This window comes from [Flexibacter] sp. ATCC 35208 (assembly GCF_001975825.1).
In the GTDB taxonomy this organism is placed as follows: domain Bacteria; phylum Bacteroidota; class Bacteroidia; order Chitinophagales; family Chitinophagaceae; genus Chitinophaga.
Genome location: NZ_MTKN01000020.1, coordinates 23,600 through 44,117, shown reverse-complemented (window position 1 = coordinate 44,117; position 20,518 = coordinate 23,600). Strand labels below are relative to the sequence as shown.

13 protein-coding genes are annotated in these 20,518 nt (G+C 43.2%); 12 read left to right on the top strand and 1 reads right to left on the bottom strand.

Annotation, left to right across the window (positions count from 1 at the left end; translation table 11 throughout):
- Positions 1-122 precede the first annotated feature (122 nt).
- The 12 genes from BW716_RS14430 to BW716_RS14375 all read left to right on the top strand — a co-directional run bounded on the left by BW716_RS14430 (position 123) and on the right by BW716_RS14375 (position 19,186).
- A complete protein-coding gene (locus BW716_RS14430) occupies positions 123-1,370 on the top strand; it encodes an efflux RND transporter periplasmic adaptor subunit (RefSeq protein ID WP_083723277.1) in 1,248 nt (415 codons plus the stop codon).
- A 19-nt stretch (positions 1,371-1,389) separates the two neighbouring features.
- Positions 1,390-2,079, top strand: coding sequence for an ABC transporter ATP-binding protein (locus BW716_RS14425; RefSeq protein ID WP_083723276.1), 690 nt, complete (start codon positions 1,390-1,392; stop codon positions 2,077-2,079).
- 15 nt (positions 2,080-2,094) lie between these two features.
- Positions 2,095-4,497: an ABC transporter permease gene (locus BW716_RS14420; RefSeq protein ID WP_083723275.1), complete on the top strand. Its 2,403-nt coding sequence runs from the start codon at positions 2,095-2,097 to the stop codon at positions 4,495-4,497.
- A gap of 99 nt (positions 4,498-4,596) precedes the next feature.
- Positions 4,597-6,936, top strand: a complete 2,340-nt coding sequence (locus BW716_RS14415; protein WP_083723274.1) for an ABC transporter permease — start codon at positions 4,597-4,599, stop codon at positions 6,934-6,936.
- Entirely contained in the window at positions 6,933-9,296 is a 2,364-nt protein-coding gene (locus BW716_RS14410) for an ABC transporter permease (RefSeq protein WP_083723273.1), read from the top strand. The genes BW716_RS14415 and BW716_RS14410 overlap by 4 nt, the downstream gene beginning before the upstream one ends.
- Before the next feature lie 9 nt (positions 9,297-9,305).
- Complete coding sequence (locus BW716_RS14405; RefSeq protein WP_083723272.1) at positions 9,306-11,720, top strand: ABC transporter permease; 2,415 nt, start codon at positions 9,306-9,308, stop codon at positions 11,718-11,720.
- A gap of 4 nt (positions 11,721-11,724) precedes the next feature.
- Positions 11,725-12,387 (top strand): ABC transporter ATP-binding protein, encoded by a 663-nt coding sequence (locus BW716_RS14400; protein WP_083723271.1) that lies wholly within the window; start codon positions 11,725-11,727, stop codon positions 12,385-12,387.
- A gap of 178 nt (positions 12,388-12,565) precedes the next feature.
- Positions 12,566-14,023: a TolC family protein gene (locus BW716_RS14395; RefSeq protein WP_179091135.1), complete on the top strand. Its 1,458-nt coding sequence runs from the start codon at positions 12,566-12,568 to the stop codon at positions 14,021-14,023.
- 33 nt (positions 14,024-14,056) lie between these two features.
- A complete protein-coding gene (locus BW716_RS14390; protein ID WP_083723269.1) occupies positions 14,057-15,367 on the top strand; it encodes an efflux RND transporter periplasmic adaptor subunit in 1,311 nt (436 codons plus the stop codon).
- Between the two features lie 326 nt (positions 15,368-15,693).
- Positions 15,694-15,963, top strand: coding sequence for a hypothetical protein (locus BW716_RS14385; protein WP_083723268.1), 270 nt, complete (start codon positions 15,694-15,696; stop codon positions 15,961-15,963).
- A gap of 85 nt (positions 15,964-16,048) precedes the next feature.
- Complete coding sequence (locus BW716_RS14380; RefSeq protein WP_083723267.1) at positions 16,049-18,085, top strand: glycoside hydrolase domain-containing protein; 2,037 nt, start codon at positions 16,049-16,051, stop codon at positions 18,083-18,085.
- Positions 18,086-18,181: 96 nt separating this feature from the next.
- The gene (locus tag BW716_RS14375) at positions 18,182-19,186 is read left to right on the top strand and encodes an NAD(P)H-dependent glycerol-3-phosphate dehydrogenase (RefSeq protein WP_083723356.1); all 1,005 of its coding nucleotides are present in this window, start codon (positions 18,182-18,184) and stop codon (positions 19,184-19,186) included.
- Here the strand turns inward: BW716_RS14375 and BW716_RS14370 are convergent.
- Positions 19,179-20,492 (bottom strand): DEAD/DEAH box helicase, encoded by a 1,314-nt coding sequence (locus BW716_RS14370; protein ID WP_083723266.1) that lies wholly within the window; start codon positions 20,490-20,492, stop codon positions 19,179-19,181. The genes BW716_RS14375 and BW716_RS14370 overlap by 8 nt on opposite strands.
- Between the last annotated feature and the right edge of the window lie 26 nt (positions 20,493-20,518).

Here is a 20,518-nt window from a genome sequence, read left to right as displayed (position 1 = left end):
ACAGTGTGCGGTACAGGACGTTTTGAAAGGATGCTGTGCTTTGAAATGCTTTACTGGTAAAGGATTCCCGGCTTTGGCATGCCGGTTGTCTTATCCGGTATGCAAGTTTAGCACATTCACCTATGGATAGAAAAATAGAAAAGAAATACTGGTCAAAGAAAAGGATCACCCTGGTAAGTGGAGGCGCAGTCGTAGCACTGTTGCTGATCTATAACCTGATCTTTGCCGATCACCGCTCGAAATTAAATGTAGAGAAGGACAAGATTACTATTTCTAAAGTTACCCGGGGTACTTTCGATACATATATTGCTGTTACAGCAGTCGTATTACCTTTGAAGACCATACGCCTCGATGCAATCGTAGGTGGGTACGTGAGTCAGAAATACCTGGAAGGAGGTAGTATGGTGAAAAGGGGAGATAGTATTCTCCGCCTGCAAAACCAGAATATGGAAATGGAGTTTGTGAACCATGAAACTGAAATATATCGCCTGATCAATGAGCTGCAGAATACCCGGCAGACCCTGAAACAGAACCGGTTTACTATGCAGCAGACACTCAATGAACTGGACTTTCAGATAGATCAGGCCAAGGATCTGTATGACAGAAATAAGCAGCTGGTAGATGAAAAAATCGTGGCCCGCCAGGATTATATTAAGTATAAACTTGATTACGAAAGGCTGGTGAAACAAAAGCAGATTGAAATTGAAAGCCAGAAATTTCAGGAAGAGAATGCCAAAATCCAGATTGAAAGATTGGAATCTACAATCTCCCGCACCCAGCGTAATCTTCAGCTGATGAAAGATAATATGAACAACCTGGTATTGAAAGCACCGATTGACGGACAGTTATCCTCAGTAGATGCTGAAGTAGGGGGTAGCATACAAGCTGGCCAGAACATCGGGCAGATTGACGATCTGAATGGTTTCAAAATGAGAGCCGAGGTCGATGAACACTATATTTCAAGGGTATTCCCTGGTCTGAAAGCCAGCTTTGAATTTAATAGCAAGAACTATGAACTTGTTATCATCAAAGTATATCCTGAGGTAAAAAACGGCCGATTCAATGTAGACATGAAATTTGACAAAGAAACTCCCGATGGCATCCGCAGGGGACAATCCTCTCCTATCCGCCTCGAATTAGGTAAATCTTCTGCAGCCCTGTTGCTGCCTGTAGGTGGTTTCTTCTCTGACACTGGTGGTAACTGGGTGTACGTTGTGGATAAAAGCGGTAAACGTGCTGTAAAGCGCAATATCTCCCTGGGTCAGAAAAATCCGCAGTTCTTTGAAATTCTCGAAGGATTGGAGGAAGGCGAACAGGTGATCACTTCATCCTATGAGAATTTTGGAGACAAAGAAGTATTAGTATTTTAATATAATCAAAATAACATCAATGATACGTACCGTTAATCTGCAAAAAATATTTACCACTGAAGAGATCGAAACTTCTGCGCTCAATGGAATCAACATGGAAGTAAAAGACGGTGAGTTTGTTGCTATCATGGGTCCATCAGGTTGTGGTAAATCTACATTATTGAATATCCTGGGGCTGCTGGATAATCCATCCGGTGGAGAGTATCACTTCTGGGATCATGAAGTAGCAAGAATGAGTGAAAGACAACGTGCCCAGTTGAGAAAAGGGTCTATTGGATTCGTATTTCAGAGCTTTAACCTCATCGACGAGCTGACTGTTTTTGAAAATGTGGAATTGCCACTCCTATACCTGAAAGTACCTGCCAGCGATCGTAAAAAGAAAGTGGAAGAAGTACTGGAACGTATGAACATCATGCACCGCCGTAACCACTTTCCGCAGCAGTTATCAGGTGGTCAGCAACAGCGTGTGGCGATAGCGCGTGCCGTAGTGGCAAAGCCCAAAATGATATTGGCGGATGAGCCTACCGGTAACCTCGATTCTACAAATGGTGAAGAGGTCATGAAACTATTGCAGGAATTGAATGATGGGGGTACTACCATGATCATGGTAACGCACAGCCCTTATGATGCCGGATTTGCACATCGCGTGGTTAACCTGTTTGATGGTAAGGTCGTGACTGAAAACATCAAGGAGCAGTTTCACGTATAATAAACCATAATTGCCATGCTTAAACATTATTTCAGAATAGCACTCCGCCATCTCAGGCGGCAACAGATCATCACTGTGATTAACATACTGGGATTGGCGATTGGGATGGCATGTTGTATGTTGATTGTATTGTTTGTCAGGAACGAATACGGGTTTGATAATTTTCATCCTGATGGGAAGAATATTTATCGGGTGACCAACAGCTTTACAAAAGCAGGGGAAACCGACTATGGGGGTAATACCCAGTGGCCTGTTGGACCATATCTGAAAAATGAAGTAAGCGATATAAAAGAGTCAGTACGTATGATGAACGCTGGCACTGCATTGTATACTTTTCAGGATAAGCAATATGTAGATCCTTTAGCATATGCAGATGCCGGTTTTTTCACTTTGTTTAACTTCCCACTGGTAAAAGGTAATGCCAAAACAGCATTACAGGAGCCATATACTATGGTCGTTACTGAAAAAATTGCAAAGAAGTATTTCGGTAATGATGATCCTATAGGTAAAATACTGAAGGTAGATAACCAGTTTGATTGTAGAATAACTGCTGTGTCAAAAGATCTGCCTCTCAATACAGACATTGGAGGAGATATCATTTTATCTTATAGCACGTTTGAACAGCTGGTGAAAAAGGATGGGGGTTCAATGGAGCAATGGTATAATTTTAATGATAACACCACGTTCGTACAATTGCCTGAAGGCGTAAGCCTGATTAAGATGGAATCTCAACTACTGGCATTTACAGACAGGCATGTCAAAGCGATTGCCAGTTCGCTTGGAGAAGTATTTGGATTGCACCTGCAACCATTGGCCAATATACATTTGCATCCACAGGGGGATAAAAACAAGCAGGATAACACCCATTTACTCTATATCTATATTGCTATTGCCATCTTTATCATAATGATCGCCTGCTTCAATTTTATGAACCTTATTACTGCCCGGGCCGATGAAAGAGCGGTTGAAGTAGGTGTAAGAAAAGTAATGGGTAGCGAGCGCCGTCAGCTGATTGTACAATTTATGTCAGAAGCGGTGTTGTTAACCACGATCTCATTTGTACTGGCTATCTTCCTTGCTCTGCTTTTCATGCCATGGTTTAATAAAATCACGGGTAAGGAATTCCAGCTCTTTACGTTGAGCAATCTTCCCTTCCTCGGATACCTTTTTACTATGTCAGTAGTAGTAGGATTGTTGTCTGGCAGTTATCCTGCGCTGTACCTTTCCGGTTTTCTGCCGGTGGCTGTGCTGAAAGGAGGATTCAAAACATCCGGTTCCCGGGTATGGATCAGAAAGGCATTGGTGATCGCACAGTTTTCAATCGCTATTATTTTGATTGTAGCTACGATTGTTGTATACAGTCAGTTGCGCTTCTGGCAGAACAAATACCTGGGGTTTGATAAGGATAGATTAGTGAATATAAATATTGCTTCGGAAAGTGCGAGAAAGAATATCAAAGTGATAAAAGAAGATTTACTAAGACTGCCAGGTGTTCAAAATGTAACTGTTTCCAATACAGCCATGGGCCGGTATGTTGGTGCTGTGAACCCGGTAGTAAAGGATGGAGATAGTGAAGATAAATCAATCGTGACCAGTGTAATTATCGGCGACTTTGATCTGCTGAAAACATTGGATATAAAATTGACAAAGGGACGTGACTTTTCTACAGGTTTTGCAACAGATAGTAATAATGCTTTTATTGTCAATGAAGCAATGGTAAAGGCGATGAACCTGCATGACCCCATTGGCCAGCGTATCAAATGGCTTCCCGGGTTTACCGAACGAAAAGGAGAAATTATCGGTGTAGCAAAGGATTTTAATTACTCTAACCTTACGATTCCGGTATCGCCGGCTATTTATATCGTTAGGAAAGAGGGATTTAGTGTGATGAGTATCCGGTTGGCAAAAGGGGGAGATCTCACAAAGGAGGTAGCTGCTGTAGAAAAAGTGTGGAAGAAATATGTGCCTGACTACCCTTTAACTTATTCATTTGTAGCTGATGATCTGGCGCATCAGTATATCAATCAGGACCGCCTGGCATCCCTCTTTGGTACATTCTCTATGCTCGCAATTATTATCGCTTGTATGGGCTTGTTTGGACTTAGCATTTTGATCGCGAGACAGCGTACCAAGGAAATTGGTATCCGAAAAGTACTGGGGGCTTCTACTGCAAATATTACCAGATTGCTCTCACAGGATTTTATGCAGCTTGTACTGATATCCCTACTGGTCGCCGTCCCTATATCCTGGTTCCTGATGAACACATGGTTGCAGGACTTTGCCTATCGCATTAATGTAGAGTGGTGGATGTTTGTATTCGCAGGCGTCATGGCCATGATCATTTCATTGTTCACCATTAGTTTCCAGTCAGTAAGAGCGGCACTGACTAACCCCGTAAAATCATTGAGAACTGAGTAAAGATATTTAAGTCGTTACGTTTTAAAATGACAAGTTCAAAATGAAACCTGGGCCGGTATTGACCAGCCCTTCCTTTTTACAAATTTTAAACCGTTTGTTATGATTAGGAGTTACATCAGGATCGCGTTGCGCAACCTATGGCGTAATAAGTTATTCTCTGCGATCAACATTGGTGGGTTGGCAATTGGTATGGCGATTAGCTTTATGCTGATGCTTTATGTGCTCTTCCAGTTTAGTTTCGACCAATTTCATAAGAATGTAAATAATATATACCAGGTAGTGACTGAGGATGCAGGTGTATGGACTACACCAGTTCCGCTGGCGTCTACGCTGGAGAAAACAATACCCGGAATCAAAACAACCTCCCGTGCAAGTTATTTCTACGCTCACCTACTACAGGCAGGTGAAAACAGTATTAAGTTGACTGGCGGTTATGTTGATCCTCAATACCTGAATATTTTTAGTTTTCCTGTCATCAATGGAAATGTAAAACCATTGAATGAGAAGAATGAAATTGTAGTTACCACGAGTACCGCACATAAGTTATTCGGAGACACGAATCCCATTGGCCAGTTAGTAAAGCTGGATGCGCAGGATCCTCTGGTAGTGAGTGCTGTAGTGAATGATCCCCCTGCAAATTCTTCTATTCAGTTTGACTATTTGTGTAGCTGGTCGTTGTATGCTGCAAAAGAACAATGGATTAAAGATAACACCTGGGGCAACTTTGGTATTATGACTTTTGTATTGCTGCAACCAAATGCATCGATCGCGACTGTTCAGGGCAAAGTAAAGCATGTGCTGCAAGATGCAGGGAACAATAATATTAATACGACCCTTATGCTGCATGCGGCAAAGGATTGGAAATTATATAATACGATCAAAGATGGGAAAATCATTGGTGGTAACATTGAAACAGTACGTCTGTTCTTATTGCTCGCACTGGGTATTTTGCTGATTGCCTGTGTGAATTTTATGAACCTGAGTACCGCACAGGCAGAGCGTAGGGCTCGCGAAGTAGGGGTGCGGAAAGCGATTGGTGCTAACAGGAGATTACTGATCTTTCAGTTTTTCGGGGAGTCTTTAATATTGGTAACACTGTCTACTGTATTGGCGTTATTGCTGTTGTGGATACTGTTGCCGGCATTCAATACTTTTGCAAATAGTGCGCTGAAATTAAGTAAAGCACCCCTGGTCTTTTGGAGCTCATTGCCTTGTTTACTGCTGGTAACGGGATTACTGGCTGGTAGCTATCCGGCATTGTATCTTTCTTCCTTCAAACCGATCAAAGTATTGAAAGGTGGTGTTACCAAAATGAAAGGTAATTTCTTATCCAGACAGGCTTTAGTCGTATTCCAGTTTGGATTGGCAGTGGTACTCATTATTACGACAATTGTCATTTATCGTCAGCTCTATTTTATCCAGCACAAACCTATTGGTTACGATCCCAAAGGGCTTGTGGATATAGAACTGGAAGGTAGATTATATGACGGGTATGATGCTTTTAGAAATGCAGTGATTGCTTCAGGTGGTGCTGTAGAGGGCACTATTGTGAGTAACCAGATCACTAATGCAGGCAGTACAACCTGGGGCCTTAAATGGCCGGGACAGGAGGCAGGAGAAGATCAGCAATCATTTGGTGTGATTGCTACTGCCGCAAATTTTGCCAGTACATTTAGTATCCCTGTCTTACAGGGCAGAGACTTTTTATCCACTGCAGATTCTATGTCTATCATGGTGAATGAAACTGCATTGAAAGCAATGCACCTGAAGGACCCAATGGGACAGGTGATCACTTACAATGGACAGCGCCGTACGATTACGGGTGTAGTCAAAGATTTTGTATGGGAGACGTCTTATAAGCCTGCAACACCCATGATCTTCACATATAATCCTGACTGGCGTGGTGTGATGACCTTTAAATTGAATCCAGCGCTTTCCGTAAAGGCATCTATGGACAGACTGGAAAAAGTGTATCATGAGATGAATCCTGACTATCCTTTCAATTATACTTTTGTAGATGACAGTTACCAGAAGAAATATGATAATGAAAGATTCCTGAGCAGGGCGATCAACATCTTTGCTTCGCTGGCTGTCATCATCAGTTGTCTTGGGTTGTTAGGCTTGTCAGTATTTGCGGCGGAACAGCGTAAGAAAGAAATTGGTATTCGCAAGGTAATGGGAGCAGGCGTGCAGCAAGTGATGTTGCTGTTGTCAAAAGAGTTCCTGAAACCTGTATTAATCGCCATTCTCATCGCATCACCAATCTCAGCTTATATCATGAATAACTGGCTACAGCATTACACTTACCGTGTTGACATTGAGTGGTGGATGTTTGGCATAGCTGGATTGCTCGCTGTATTGATTGCATTGGCGACAGTAAGTATACAATCCTTCAGAGCTGCTAATATGAACCCTGTTAAAGCATTGAGAACAGAATGAGTACTTATTTCAAAATAGCATTCCGTAACCTGGTTCGTCATAAAACCTATGCAGGTATCAATATCGCCGGTCTGGCATTAGCTATGGCCGCATGTCTGCTTATTTACAGGATAGTGCATTTTGAAATGAGTTTTGACATGTTTCATGCTGGTCAGGAGAGAATATACAGAGTCGTATCTGTGACGCAGCAATCAAATGGAACGGAATATTTCATGGGTGTGCCTTTCCCTGTGCCGGGTGCATTGCGAAAAGATTTTCCGCAGTTGGAAAATATAGGCGCCATCCGTCAGACCGATGGGGTGATCATCGTAGATGATAAGAAATTCAGAGAGCGGGATCGGGTGTATTATACCGAACCGTCTGTATTTGAAATATTAGGTTTCAAATGGCTGTATGGCAACCCTCGCGAGTCATTGTCAGCACCGGGTGCAGGTGTAATAACCAAAAGTATTGCGGTGAAATATTTTGGTAACTGGGAAGCCGCAATTGGTAAAACCTTCAATCATAATAACGAGAGAATAATAAGAGTAACTGGCATTCTGGATGATATGCCTGCAAATACAGATTTCCCATTTAGTGTGGCGATATCTTATGCCACTTTGCTGCCACAACTGAAACAGGATGATTGGCTGACGGTAAATGAAGCACATAGCGTGTTGGTAAAACTGCCTGCCGGTATGGATATGGCACATGGTAACACCATGTTGTCCGATATGATCAATAGATATAAGCCGAAAGAAAACCGCAATGAACAATTGCAGTTACAGCCATTGTCGACTGTACATACAGACACACGCTTTCGCAATTATAATGCTGTTTTTAGCCTGCGCATGATCAGTGGATTGATGTTGGTGGGTCTGTTTTTATTGATTATAGGTAGTGTCAACTTTATAAATATTGCTACTGCACAGGCAGTGACCCGTTCGCGGGAAGTGGGTGTGCGCAAAGCATTGGGGGGTGGCAGAAAACAATTAATAGGACAATTTCTGGCAGAGACATTTGTCATTACTTTTTTTGCATTGTTGTTAGGATTGTTAATTGGTAAATTATGTCTGCCTGAAGTATGCAGCATTATGCGGTTGCCAATGCTGGAATTATTTGATACAGATTTGTTCTTCTTTATTGTTGGGTTATTAATAGCAGTAACGCTATTAGCAGGTGGTTATCCTGCATTCATCATGTCAGGATTTAATCCTGTCACCGCACTAAAAGGTATTAAAATATCTGGTAGTCTTTCTCTCAGAAGAGTATTAGTGGTGTTGCAGTTTGCAGTAGCACAGATACTGCTCATCTGTATGATGGTCGTGATGAGTCAGATGAGAAAAGTATTGCATGCGCCATTGGGGTTTGATCAGAAAGCAGTGGTAACGGTATCTATACCAAAGGATAGTGCTTCTGTACAGCAATTTGGGTTTATCCGCAATCAACTGTTGCAATCACAGGGAATTAAAAATGTAAGCTTCAGTTTTACACCTGCATCCAGTTATGGTGGTTGGTTTGGCAGATTACGATTCGAGGGGCGTACGATGAATGATTTAAGTGTGGATTTAAAATTTGCTGACCAGTCATACGTCAATACTTATGGTATGCAACTGATAGCAGGTAATAATTATACACCCGCAGATACGACCAATGGTTTTGTCGTGAACGAAACACTTGCTAAAACATTGGGATATCGTGAGCCTGCTGATATTGTTGGTAAGCGAATGGCATTCTTTGACGACCAGGTATCCGGGCTGATTATAGGAGTAGTAAAGGACTTCAGGGCAAATAGTCTGAAAGAACCAGTCTCCCCGTTAGTATTGATGAATAATACTTCCTGGTATCGAACACTGAATGTAAAGATCGATCCGGATCAGATGCCGGAAGCGCTGGCAGCAATAGAAAAAACGTGTAAGACGGCATGGCCAACTTACCTGTATGAATATGAATTCATGGATGATCTGTTGAAAGACTTTTACCAGGAAGAGATACAGTTGTCTGCTTTGTATAAATTGTTTGCTTTTGTAGCGATGTTCATTTCATGTTTGGGTTTGTATGGACTGGTATCTTTGATGGTGGTACAGCGTAGAAAGGAAGTAGGCATTCGCAAAGTATTAGGAGCTTCTGTAATGGATGTACTGGTATTATTATCTAAGGAATTCACGCTACTGGTGATCATTGGTTTTATCATTGCTGCACCGCTGGCCGCTTATTTCATGCAGGGGTGGTTAGCTACTTTCAATGTAAGGATCGCTTTACAGGCGAATCTGTTTTTACTCACTATAGGAGGGGCTTTAGTCATTGCATGGATGACTGTGGGGATTCGCACTATCAAAGCAGCACTGGCCAATCCGGCAAAAGCTATCAGAACTGAATAAAATATTGGTATGTTCTATAACTATATAAAAATAGGATGGCGCAACCTGATGCGTCAGAAGGTTTTTTCCGTGATCAATATCACGGGAATGACGGTGGCGTTTTGTGTTGCTTTCCTCCTGGGTATTGCGGCTTATTTTGAATGGTCTTACGATCAGTTTCATACAAATAAAAACAGCGTTTTACAGATCTATACTGCTGAACGGATGGCGGATGGGAGTATACAGAACAACAGTAGCCAGGCCGCTCCATTTGGCCCAGCCATTGAGAAAGAATGTTCTGCTGTACAATCGGCTACCCGTTTTGGATGGGACTATGAAGCAGTTTCTTATAAAGAAAGATCCCTGGACCTGCATGTTACTTTTGTAGATCCTTCTTTCCTGTCTATGTTTAGTTTTCCCCAGCTGGAAGGAGACAAAAATGCATTGCAGAAACCCAGTCAGATCCTTATTACGAAAAAGGCGGCAGACAAGTTGTTCCAGGGTGAATCACCCATCGGTAAGCTGGTGCAGATCAACATGAATAATCATCTGAAGCCATTTACCATTGCCGGTGTGATGGCTGATGTACCACGCAACAGCAGCATCGGTTTTGAAGTGCTTTGCAGTTTTCAGAATGTAATTGCAGGGCTGGATGATCCTGATACCTGGGACAATCAATCCTACCAGGTATTTGCGCAACTGCGTCCTCATGCTACACCTGCTATGCTGGAACAGCAAATGAAAGCAGTGATCCATAAGTACAGGAACAATAAGCTGAGTAGCATGAAAGAGAATGGTGTAACACCTGGTCCTGATGGGGAAATGTTGACGATGCGTACCTTTCTATTATCAGATATGCATTTCAGAGAAGAGAGTAATACGGGAGGAGACATTAACCCATTTTATCCCTGGATGTTACTGATCATGGCGCTGTTGATTGTAGCAACTGCCAGCATCAATTTTATCAACCTGAGTATGGGCAGATCCTTTACGAGGGCAGGGGAGATTGGTTTGAGAAAAGCATTGGGCGCTGTACGTACACAACTCATCATGCAGTTTTGGTGTGAAGCTCTGATCGTTTGCTTCATTGCTTTTATGGCCAGTCTTGCATTGGGCTTATTAGTTCTGCCATCTTTCAATCGTCTATTCAGCTATCATCTTGACTTCTCTATTTTACTAAATGTAAGATTGATTAGCTGGACCATTATTACTTTCTTCTTTGTAACTATACTGGCAGGTGGTTATCCTGCCTGGTTAATAGCCCGCACCAACCTGATTGAAGTGCTGAAAGGCAAGATGAGTTTAGGTAAAAGTGGTTTTCTGAGAAATACACTCATCGTGGTTCAATTTGTAGTAGCGGTATTGCTCATTAGTTCTACCGCAGTGCTCTGGCAACAGCTGCATTACCTCCGTACCCGGCCTATGGGTTTTGATACAGAGCAGGTGATCAGTATCCCTATGACGGGCAATGTAGATGCTACGAAGGTGCTTGCGCGCATGCAACAGCAATTAAATGGAGATCCACATGTTATTTCCAGCACGGCATCCTACATGAATCTGGGGGCCGGGTTGGCAGGTGGTGAATCTACATGGAAAGTTGGTTTTAATTTCAAGGGGCATGATGCAAAGACGGTATGGGTACCCGTGGAGTATGATTATTTGCAAACGTTAGGCTTGCAACTGGTATCCGGAAGGGATTTCTCCAGGTCGTTTGGTGCTGACTCCAATACGGTTATTGTAAATGAAAAACTGGCGGCAGCATTGGGAGGAGGGAAAGATGTAGTAGGAGAGCACTTCGAATTTGACGGGCAACAAATACAGATCATCGGAATCATAAAAGATTTTAACTTTAAATCTCTGCGTCAGGGAATAGGACCATTGGCATTGAAACTAACGCCATCATTACAGGCAGCTGCTATATTTGTGAAGGTGAAACCCACAGACCTGCCTGGCGCTATGGCTGCCGTGGAAAGGGGCTGGAAGGAGGTAGTGCCGCAAGGGGACTTTAAAGGCTCCTTCCTGAATGACAATGTAAACCGTATGTACGAGGCAGAAGCCAGGTTGGCTACCATCATTGTTTGTAGCGCCATATTGGCTATTCTCATCTCATGTATGGGCCTGTTTGCAGTAGCCGTACTGGTAATAGGGCAGCGGAACAAGGAGATTGGTATCCGCAAAGTAATGGGGGCTTCCGTAGGCAGCATCGTTGCCCTGCTGTCAGGAGGATTTTTAAAACTGGTGGCTATAGCCATCATGATTGCCACACCCATGGCCTGGTATATAATGAGTACCTGGTTACAGCATTTTGCTTACCGCATTCAGATTCAATGGTGGTTATTTGCCCTCGTTGGAATGGCGGCACTCATTATTGCATTTTTTACTATCAGTATACAAACGATCAGAACAGCATTCATGAATCCCGTAAAATCGATCAAAACAGTTTAAAATAATGATACAGCTAAAGCACATTTCAAAATATTATTCCGTAGGATTTGGCAAAAATGAAATATTGAAAGATATTGACCTCACAATATTTGAAGGAGAGTTTGTATCCATTATGGGGCCTTCTGGTTCTGGGAAGTCTACATTACTGCATATCTTGGGACTGTTGGAAGAGCCTTCACAGGGAGAATACCTATTCGAAGGTGAACCGGTACATAAGATGAATGAAAAGAAGCGTACCCAATTGCACCGGGGATCCATCGGGTTTGTGTTCCAGGCATATCACCTGATAGACGAATTGACCGTTTATGAAAACATAGAAACACCTCTTTTATATAAAAATATTCCATCGGCAGAAAGGAAGAGCCGTGTAGCAGACGTACTTGACAGGTTTAATATTGTAGCGAAGAAGGATCTTTTCCCAAACCAGTTATCTGGAGGACAGCAGCAACTGGTAGGTATTGCCCGCGCCATTGTAGCTGAACCCAGGGTAATACTGGCGGACGAACCAACCGGTAATTTGCATTCTGATCAGGCCAAAGAAATCATGGAACTCTTCAAACAATTAAACCAAAGAGACAAGATCACCATTATACAGGTTACACACTCCGAGTTAAACGCAACCTACGGTCAGCGAATTATACAAATCCGCGACGGGAAAATCGCATAATTGGGAGTTAATAATTTAATAATCCGGTGTTGAAAGTCTCTTTGATTCAGCAGAATAGCCGTTTTGCCAGCTGCAGACTTTGAACGCCGGTTTTTTGTACCGTAACGGGATCGTTTTTCAGGCTTTTATAAAGAAAATGTTTATGTTATCATTACAATTAGTATATTTTTGGAATGTCATGAAATTATCCAAGTACCCGGGATGTATCCTGGCAATTTGTTTATTCTTTGCTAACACTGTAGCAACTAAAGCACAGGATACCTGGAGCCTTCAGCGTTCCGTAGATTATGCCCTGGCTAATAACATAGATATCAGGCAGCAGGTCGTGCAGAAAAGACTGGCGGAACTGACGCTTCATCAAAGCAAGATGGCACAGATTCCTACGCTGAATGGATCGTTGAATGGCAGCTATGCCAACGGTCGTAATATTGACCCAAATACCAACACATTCATCACTTCAGCTGTTACTTCTTATAGCGGGGTTTTATCTGCAGGGGCTAACCTCTTTAATTTCTTCTACCAGCAGAATACAATTGCCGCTAATAAATATCAATATCAGGCACAGGATAAGTTGCTGGAGAAAGCAAGGAACGATGTCGCCTTTAATATTGCCACCTCATTTTTACAGATCCTGCTGAATACAGAGCAGGTACATATAAGTGAAGTACAGGTAAAACTCACCGTGGATCAGTTGGAGAATACCAAGAAACTGGTAATAGCGGGGTCCGTACCTGAAAGTAATCAGGCAGACCTTGAATCGCAGCTGGCTTCGGATAGTGTGACCCTGGTGAATGCCCAGAACCAGGTGATTCAATCTACCTTACAGATGAAGGCCCTGTTGAATCTGAGTTTTGATCAGCCATACGTACCACAGATACCGGATAATATTACTGAAATTCCGCTACCAAGACTGGATGAAGTAGATCCGGAGATGGTGTATAGTGCCGCCACTTCCAATAACCCACAGATAAAGGCCGATCAGCTGCTGGTTAAATCTTATGAAAGATCCTATGCTGCTTACAGAGCACAGATGTATCCGACGTTATCTGCTTCAGGACAAGCTTATAGCAGCTATGCTAACAGTGCAAAGGATGGAGAAATTGTCTCAATTAAATCTGTTGAGGATGTGAATGTCGGTACGGTAGCGGTAAATGGAACAACTTATGACGTAACGACTAAGTCATACACCTATAATACGAAATACACTACAATCCCATTGGGTACCCAGGTTAGCAATAACTTTAAGCAAACGATTGGCTTGTCTCTCAACATTCCTATTTTAAATGGATGGACCTACCGCACTAATGCGCAGAAGGCAAGACTCAATATTGAAACGCAGAAACTGACCATGGAAAAGGATAACCAGAAACTTCGTCAGGATATCTACACTGCTCATGCAAATGCTGTTACCTCTTTGCAGAAGTTCTATGCAGCATCCAGAGGAGTAGACGCATCCCAGAAGGCATTTGATTTTGCCACTAAACGATTTGATCTGGGTTTAATGAATACGATTGATTATATTACTACACAAAGCAAATTGTTCAATGCGCAGATCAACAAGGTATCCGCGCAGTACGACTATATATTTAAAATGAAGCTTCTGGAGTTTTACAGGGACCAAAAAATAGCGCTGTAGCAAGTCCAACTCCTTTTTGAAATACACCGGCATATGAAGAAAAAAAGAAAGACACTTTATAGAGTGATCATACCTCTTATTGTACTTGTCATTATTATTTGGGTCCTGCTGGCAAGCAGAAGATCTGAAGGTATCAAAGTTGCAACAGAACAAGCTGGTTATAAAGACATTATAGAAGTAGTGTCGGCCAGTGGCAAGATTTATCCAGAAACTGAAGTAAAGGTAAGCTCCGATGTATCCGGTGAAATTGTTGACCTGCCGGTCATAGAAGGAGACTCCGTTAGAAAAGGCCAGGTGCTGGTGAAGATCTATGCAGATGTATACGGCTCTATGAGGGACAAAGCGAATGCTGCCCTGAGTCAGGCGCAGGCGCAACAAGCCAATAGTGCTGCATCACTGGCTGCATACAAAGCCAAACTGGATCAGAACAAACTGGCTTATGATCGTAATAAAGAACTGTTGACACAGAAAGTAGTATCCCGCAGCGAGTTTGAAACTGCTGAAGGTACTTATCGCTCCGCCCTCGCAGATTACAATGCTGCTGTGGAGGCTGTAAATAGTAACCGCTTTGCGGTAGCCAGTGCCCGCGCTAGTTTAACAGAAGCAAATACCAACCTGAACAGAACTACGATCGTTGCTCCCATGAATGGTATCGTATCCCTGCTGCCAATGAAGAAAGGCGAGCGTGTGGTAGGTACCGCACAGATGACGGGTACTGAAATCATGCGTATTGCAGATCTGAATACCATGGAAGTACAGGTAGATGTGGGAGAGAACGATATTCCCCGTGTAAAATATAATGATACAGCTATCATAGAAGTTGATGCCTATAATAACCGTAAGTTCAAAGGTATCGTAACCCAGATTGCCAGTTCCAGCAAAAATGCTGCGACCAGTACTGCTACCACCACATCCTCTGCTGACCAGGTGACGAATTATGTAGTACATATTCGCATCCTGCAGGAAAGTTACCAGGATCTGATTTCTGGTAAAAAGCCTTATCCTTTCCGCCCGGGTATGAGTGCTTCTGTAGATATTCAGACCCAGCGTAAAAATCATGTATTGTCTGTACCTATCAATGCTGTGACGACAAGAGAAAAGGATAGTACCAGCAGGAATGATAATAGCGAAATTGTCTTCATGCTGAAACCTGATAAGACAGTAAAGCAGGTATCTGTAACAACCGGTGTACAGGATGATAGTTATATTGAAGTGCTGACAGGTATTAAACTGGGAGATACGGTTGTGACTGCCCCTTATTCAGCTATTTCGAAAGATCTGGCAAACGATAAGAAAGTGAAGGTGGTACAGAAGAAAGACCTGTTTGAAACGACAAATAAATAACTACCGATAACTCTTTTTACGTAAAACGCTTCTGCCCTTTGAGCAGAAGCGTTTTTGTTTTATTAACAAATACTGGTCAGATCTTTGCATATTTGTTATAACATATAAATTATCTGAGCTTATCAGCGGAACTGTCAATATCATTGATGGTGGCTCATAGGTTATCTAATTATATTTTAGACGGAAACTACAACATTGGGCATATTCACTTGTTGGATATGCCCATTTACATTATTAAGTGATGATATCATGAAAAACTTAACATTGCCCAATGTTAATTTAATATTAATTTTATGTTATCACATTAAGCAAATATTTAAGAGGTTATGTCAAGTACCAAAACACCCAAAGCTGGTAAATCTACCAGCAAAGATGCCCGTCATGATATTGAGAAGAAGTTAGATCTACTGCTCATTGATTTAAAAAAAGACCTGGGAGACACAAAGTTCAAAAGTAGAATCAAGAAGGCTGCAAAGTTGTTGAGTAAAGGTGTTGAGAAAGCAAAGAAAAAGGCTATCACCGCTAAAAAGAAAACCAAGCCAGCAAAAGCTGTTAAGGCCAAAAAAGCGACAGCTGCCCCTGCAACAGCTGAATAAGTAACATTCATTTGTTACGACGCCCACTTATACAGTACGGACTGGTATATGTGGGCGTTCTAGTATATATTTAGGCCTTTTAAGTATGAAAAGGCTTGTCATATATTTCTTAAGCCTCCTGCCGTTGGCGGCAGCAGGTCAGCAAAGCAGTCAGGTGAATGTATTCCTTGGCTCATCCGGAGACCATGGGCAAATGTCCCCCGCAGCATCCTATCCTTTTAGTATGCTTAGCATAGGTCCGGAAACCTATCCATCTACCCACACCGGGTATGAGTATCTCGCAAAAGAATTTCTGGGGTTTACCCACAACCGTATGGAGGGCGTAGGCTGTCAGGGTTGTGGTGGTAACCTGCTGGTGCGCCCTTTCCTGGGTGATGCTCCTGCAAAAGCAGACCTGATTAAGGCTGCGGAAAAAGCGTCGCCTGGGTATTATTCTGTGGCATTCAAAAATGGTATCGGTGCCTCATTTACCGTTTATAAAAATGCCGGCTTGCATCAGTACCAGTTTCCGACAGGTAAAAAAGGGTTGTTCATTGATCTCGGTTTTGCACACGTAGGCCGCTTTGTGGCTGAGCAGCATACCATCAATGGCAATGCTGTAAGTGGATGGATTGAATCCCGTACTACCTGTAGCGCAGGCGTCTATCGCATTTACTACTACCTGGAAACAGAACAGCGAGTAACCTGGGACTCTACCGGCAATCACCAGCTAATCGCACGCGTGGGTAACGACACAAAGTTGCTCAATGTACGTGTGGCGCTTTCGGCCGTAGGCGAATCTTATGCAAAGGCATCGATCAACAATGGAGACTTTGAAACCCTGAAATCAGCCAGTGACAAAGACTGGAATGCCATGCTGGGACATATCAAAGTGAAAGGTGATGCTGCCCGTGAGAAACTCTTCTATTCTTTATTCTATCGTTCTATTCAATCTCCTTATGTAGTATCAGAACCAGATGGTAGTTATGTAGCTACTGATGGTACTTTGCAGAAGACAACCAGCAAGATTTACAATGGCTGGGCAATCTGGGATAACTATCGTGCACAATTACCTTTGTTGTCTATCGCATTTCCAGGTGAGTACCAGGATATGATGACTTCTATTGCAGGCTTGTATGCACATGGTAAAAAAGATATGGCGACCCTGCATGAACCAAGCATCACGGTTCGTACCGAACATGCAGAAGTGGTGCTGCTGGATGCATATCGCAAAGGCTATAAAGTAGACTTTAAAACCATCGCTGATTCACTGGAAAAAGAAGCGGCGAATTTGGATTTTGCACATCCGGATAAAGCGCTGGAATCTTCTTATGATCTCTGGGCGATGTCAGGCATCTTCAATGTGTTGAAGAACTCCCTGAAAGCAACTTCCTATCGTGAGCAGGCTGCTAATTACAAACAATACTGGACGAAAGATTTTCAGGACCTGACCCGTCGCGATGTAGATCAGATGCAGGCGAGAGGTTTGTACCAGGGCACTATCTGGCAGTATCGCTGGTTTGTACCTTTTGATATCAAGGGATTGATTGAGTTATGTGGTGGCGAAGCAAATTACATTGCACAGCTGGATGAATTCTTTGGTCATGATTATTACAACCATACCAATCAGCCGGATCTGCAGGCCCCTTTCCAGTACAATATGACTACACAGCCATGGAAGTCACAGGCACTTGTACATAAGATTGCCGTGGATACTATGATCCAGCATTACTTCAATGATAATAGCAGAGGCATCGGATCTGAAATCGATGTGATTTACAAGAACCAGCCTGCGGCTTATGCAAGAACGATGGACGATGATGCAGGAACAATGTCCAGCTGGTTTGTACTGGTATCTGCAGGTATTTTCCCGGCTTGTATTGGTGAACCAGTGTATTACCTGAATGTGCCTTTGTTCGAATCAGTAGAGTGGGAATGGAATGGTGGAAAGAAATTTCATGTACAGGTAAAGAATTTTGGAGAGAAGAACGTGTACATCCAACAGGTGTTGCTAAACGGAAAGCAGATAGATCGAAACTGGATTACGCAGGAGGAGATCACAAAAGGAGGGGAGCTCACCATTGTAGCCGGTGATAAACCCAATGAGAAACAGGGAATCGCCAATATTTACCTCACGAAATAATGAATAAAAAACGCTTTTGCCACCTGCAAAAGCGTTTTTTTATTGAAGTTCCTTTACTTTGCAGGATATTGGAGTACAGACCAAAAAGATACAGAGATGAAAGCAGGAATTATTGGTAGCGGCAGCTGGGCTACAGCCATGGCCAAAATATTAACTGACAATGGCAGACAGATCAACTGGTGGATCAGAAGTGAAGAGACGATCCGTTATATGCAGCAACGCCACCACAATAAACATTATCTCACATCTGTATACTTTGATACCAATCTGATACAGTTGAGCAATGACCTTGAAGCCGTAGTGGCGGCCAGCGATGTACTTGTACTGGCAGTACCTTCCGCCTTCCTGGAAGAAGTGCTTTTGCAATTACCGACGGATGCCCTGCAAGGGAAAAAGGTGATCAACGCTATCAAAGGTCTGGTGCCTGGCGCTAACCAACTTATCAACGAATACCTGGAAGATATCTTCAATCTTCCTTTAGATCAATACTTTACCATCACGGGTCCCTGCCATGCAGAAGAGGTTGCCAATGAAAAGCTTTCTTATCTTACCTTCTCTGGTCTGGAAGAAGATGCTGCTCAGCAAATGGCGGATCTTTTTACAAATAGTTATTTACAGACCATTGTCAACAAAGACGTGATTGGGGTTCAATTGGCTGCTGTATTAAAGAATATCTATGCATTGGGTGCCGGTATTGCCCATGGCCTGGACTATGGAGACAACTTCCTCAGTGTATATATCACCAACTGCTTCAGAGAGATGCAGCAGTTCCTGGAAACTTATAGTCAGGACCATACAGAACCTGTAACAGAGCATAACTACAATGCCAGCGCCTACCTGGGCGATCTGTTGGTGACCTGCTATAGCCTCCATAGCCGTAATCGTACCTTTGGCAATATGATTGGTAAAGGATATAGCGTGAAGTCTGCACAGCTGGAGCAGAACATGATTGCCGAAGGGTACTATGCCAGTAAGTGTCTGAAAGAAATGAATGAGCAGGTGGGGGCATATATGCCTGTGGCACAGGCGGTATTTTCCATATTATGGCAGCACCAGAATGCTGCGGAAGCATTTCTGGCGCTGGAAAAAGGTTTTATTTAGCGATAGCTATTTTCACTTTCTTATTCTTGATCTTTTGGTTTTGTATGAGGTTCAGCACATGACTGGCCTTGCTCTTTCGCACTGCTACAAAAGAATAGTAATCTTTCACTTCAATTAAGCCGATATCTTCTTTCTTCAGTTCACCCCTGTTGCTCAGGAAGCCTACGATATCTATCTTATTCACCTTGTCCTTCTTGCCGGCGCCTATAAAAAAGGTCGTCCATTTTGGCTTTTCAGGAATTTCATAATCACCTTCTACAGAGATCAGGGTCACCTCTTCGGAGATATAATCCGGCAGGTGCTCATCAGGGCCGATGATCAGGATGGCGGTGCCACTGGCATCCATTCTGGCTGTACGACCGTTTCTGTGGGTAAAGATCGCTTCTGTGGTAGGCAGGTGATAATGAATGATGTAACGGATGTTAGGAATATCCAATCCTCTTGCTGCCAGGTCGGTAGTGACGAGGAGGTTGGAGGAGCCATTTCTGAATTTGGCGAGCGCCGCTTCTCTTTCGTGCTGCTCCATGGCGCCATGGTAGAATACGCTTACCAGACCTTTATCCTTGAGCAGGGAGTTGGTACGTTCTACAGCATCACGGTGGTTACAGAAGATGATGGTAGAGCGGTTACCCAGTTTGCAGACAAGCTCGAAGAGGGTGTCGAGTTTATCTTTTTCAGGGCTCTCCAGGTACTGAATAGCCAGGGCAGGAGCGGGTTCTCCACTCAGGAAATCCAGCGTTACCGGATTTTCCATGTTTACAAATTCAGGTATTTCTACAGTGTCGGTAGCAGAGGTGAGCAGGCGCTTTTTCAGTCCGGTGAGTCCGGTGAGTATGAATTCCAGTTCATCTACAAAACCCAGTTCCAGCGACTTGTCAAACTCGTCCAGTACCAGCATTTTGATAGTCTCAGGTTTGATATTCTCCCTACGGATATGGTCTCCCAGTCTGCCAGGGGTACCAACTATGAGGGCAGGTGCTTCCTGGAGGTTATTTTCTTCCGTCTCTCTCTTATGGCCACCATAGCAGCAGGTGATTTTTACACCTGTACGCATGTTTTTCCACACATTTTCGATCTGAAGGGCTAGTTCTCTGGAAGGCACGACGATCAGGGCCTGGGTACCGGATACTGTTTTGTCCAGTGATTCCAGTATAGGTATTAAGAAGCCCAGGGTCTTACCAGAGCCGGTGTCTGAGAGCAGGATGACATTGTCTGCTTCCTGATTTGCCTTGATAGATGCCTCTTGCATCTCATTTAGCGCATCGATCTGGAGCGCAGAGAGGATATTTTCGTATACATTTTGCATTGCGGGGCAAAAGTACGGTAAGTTAT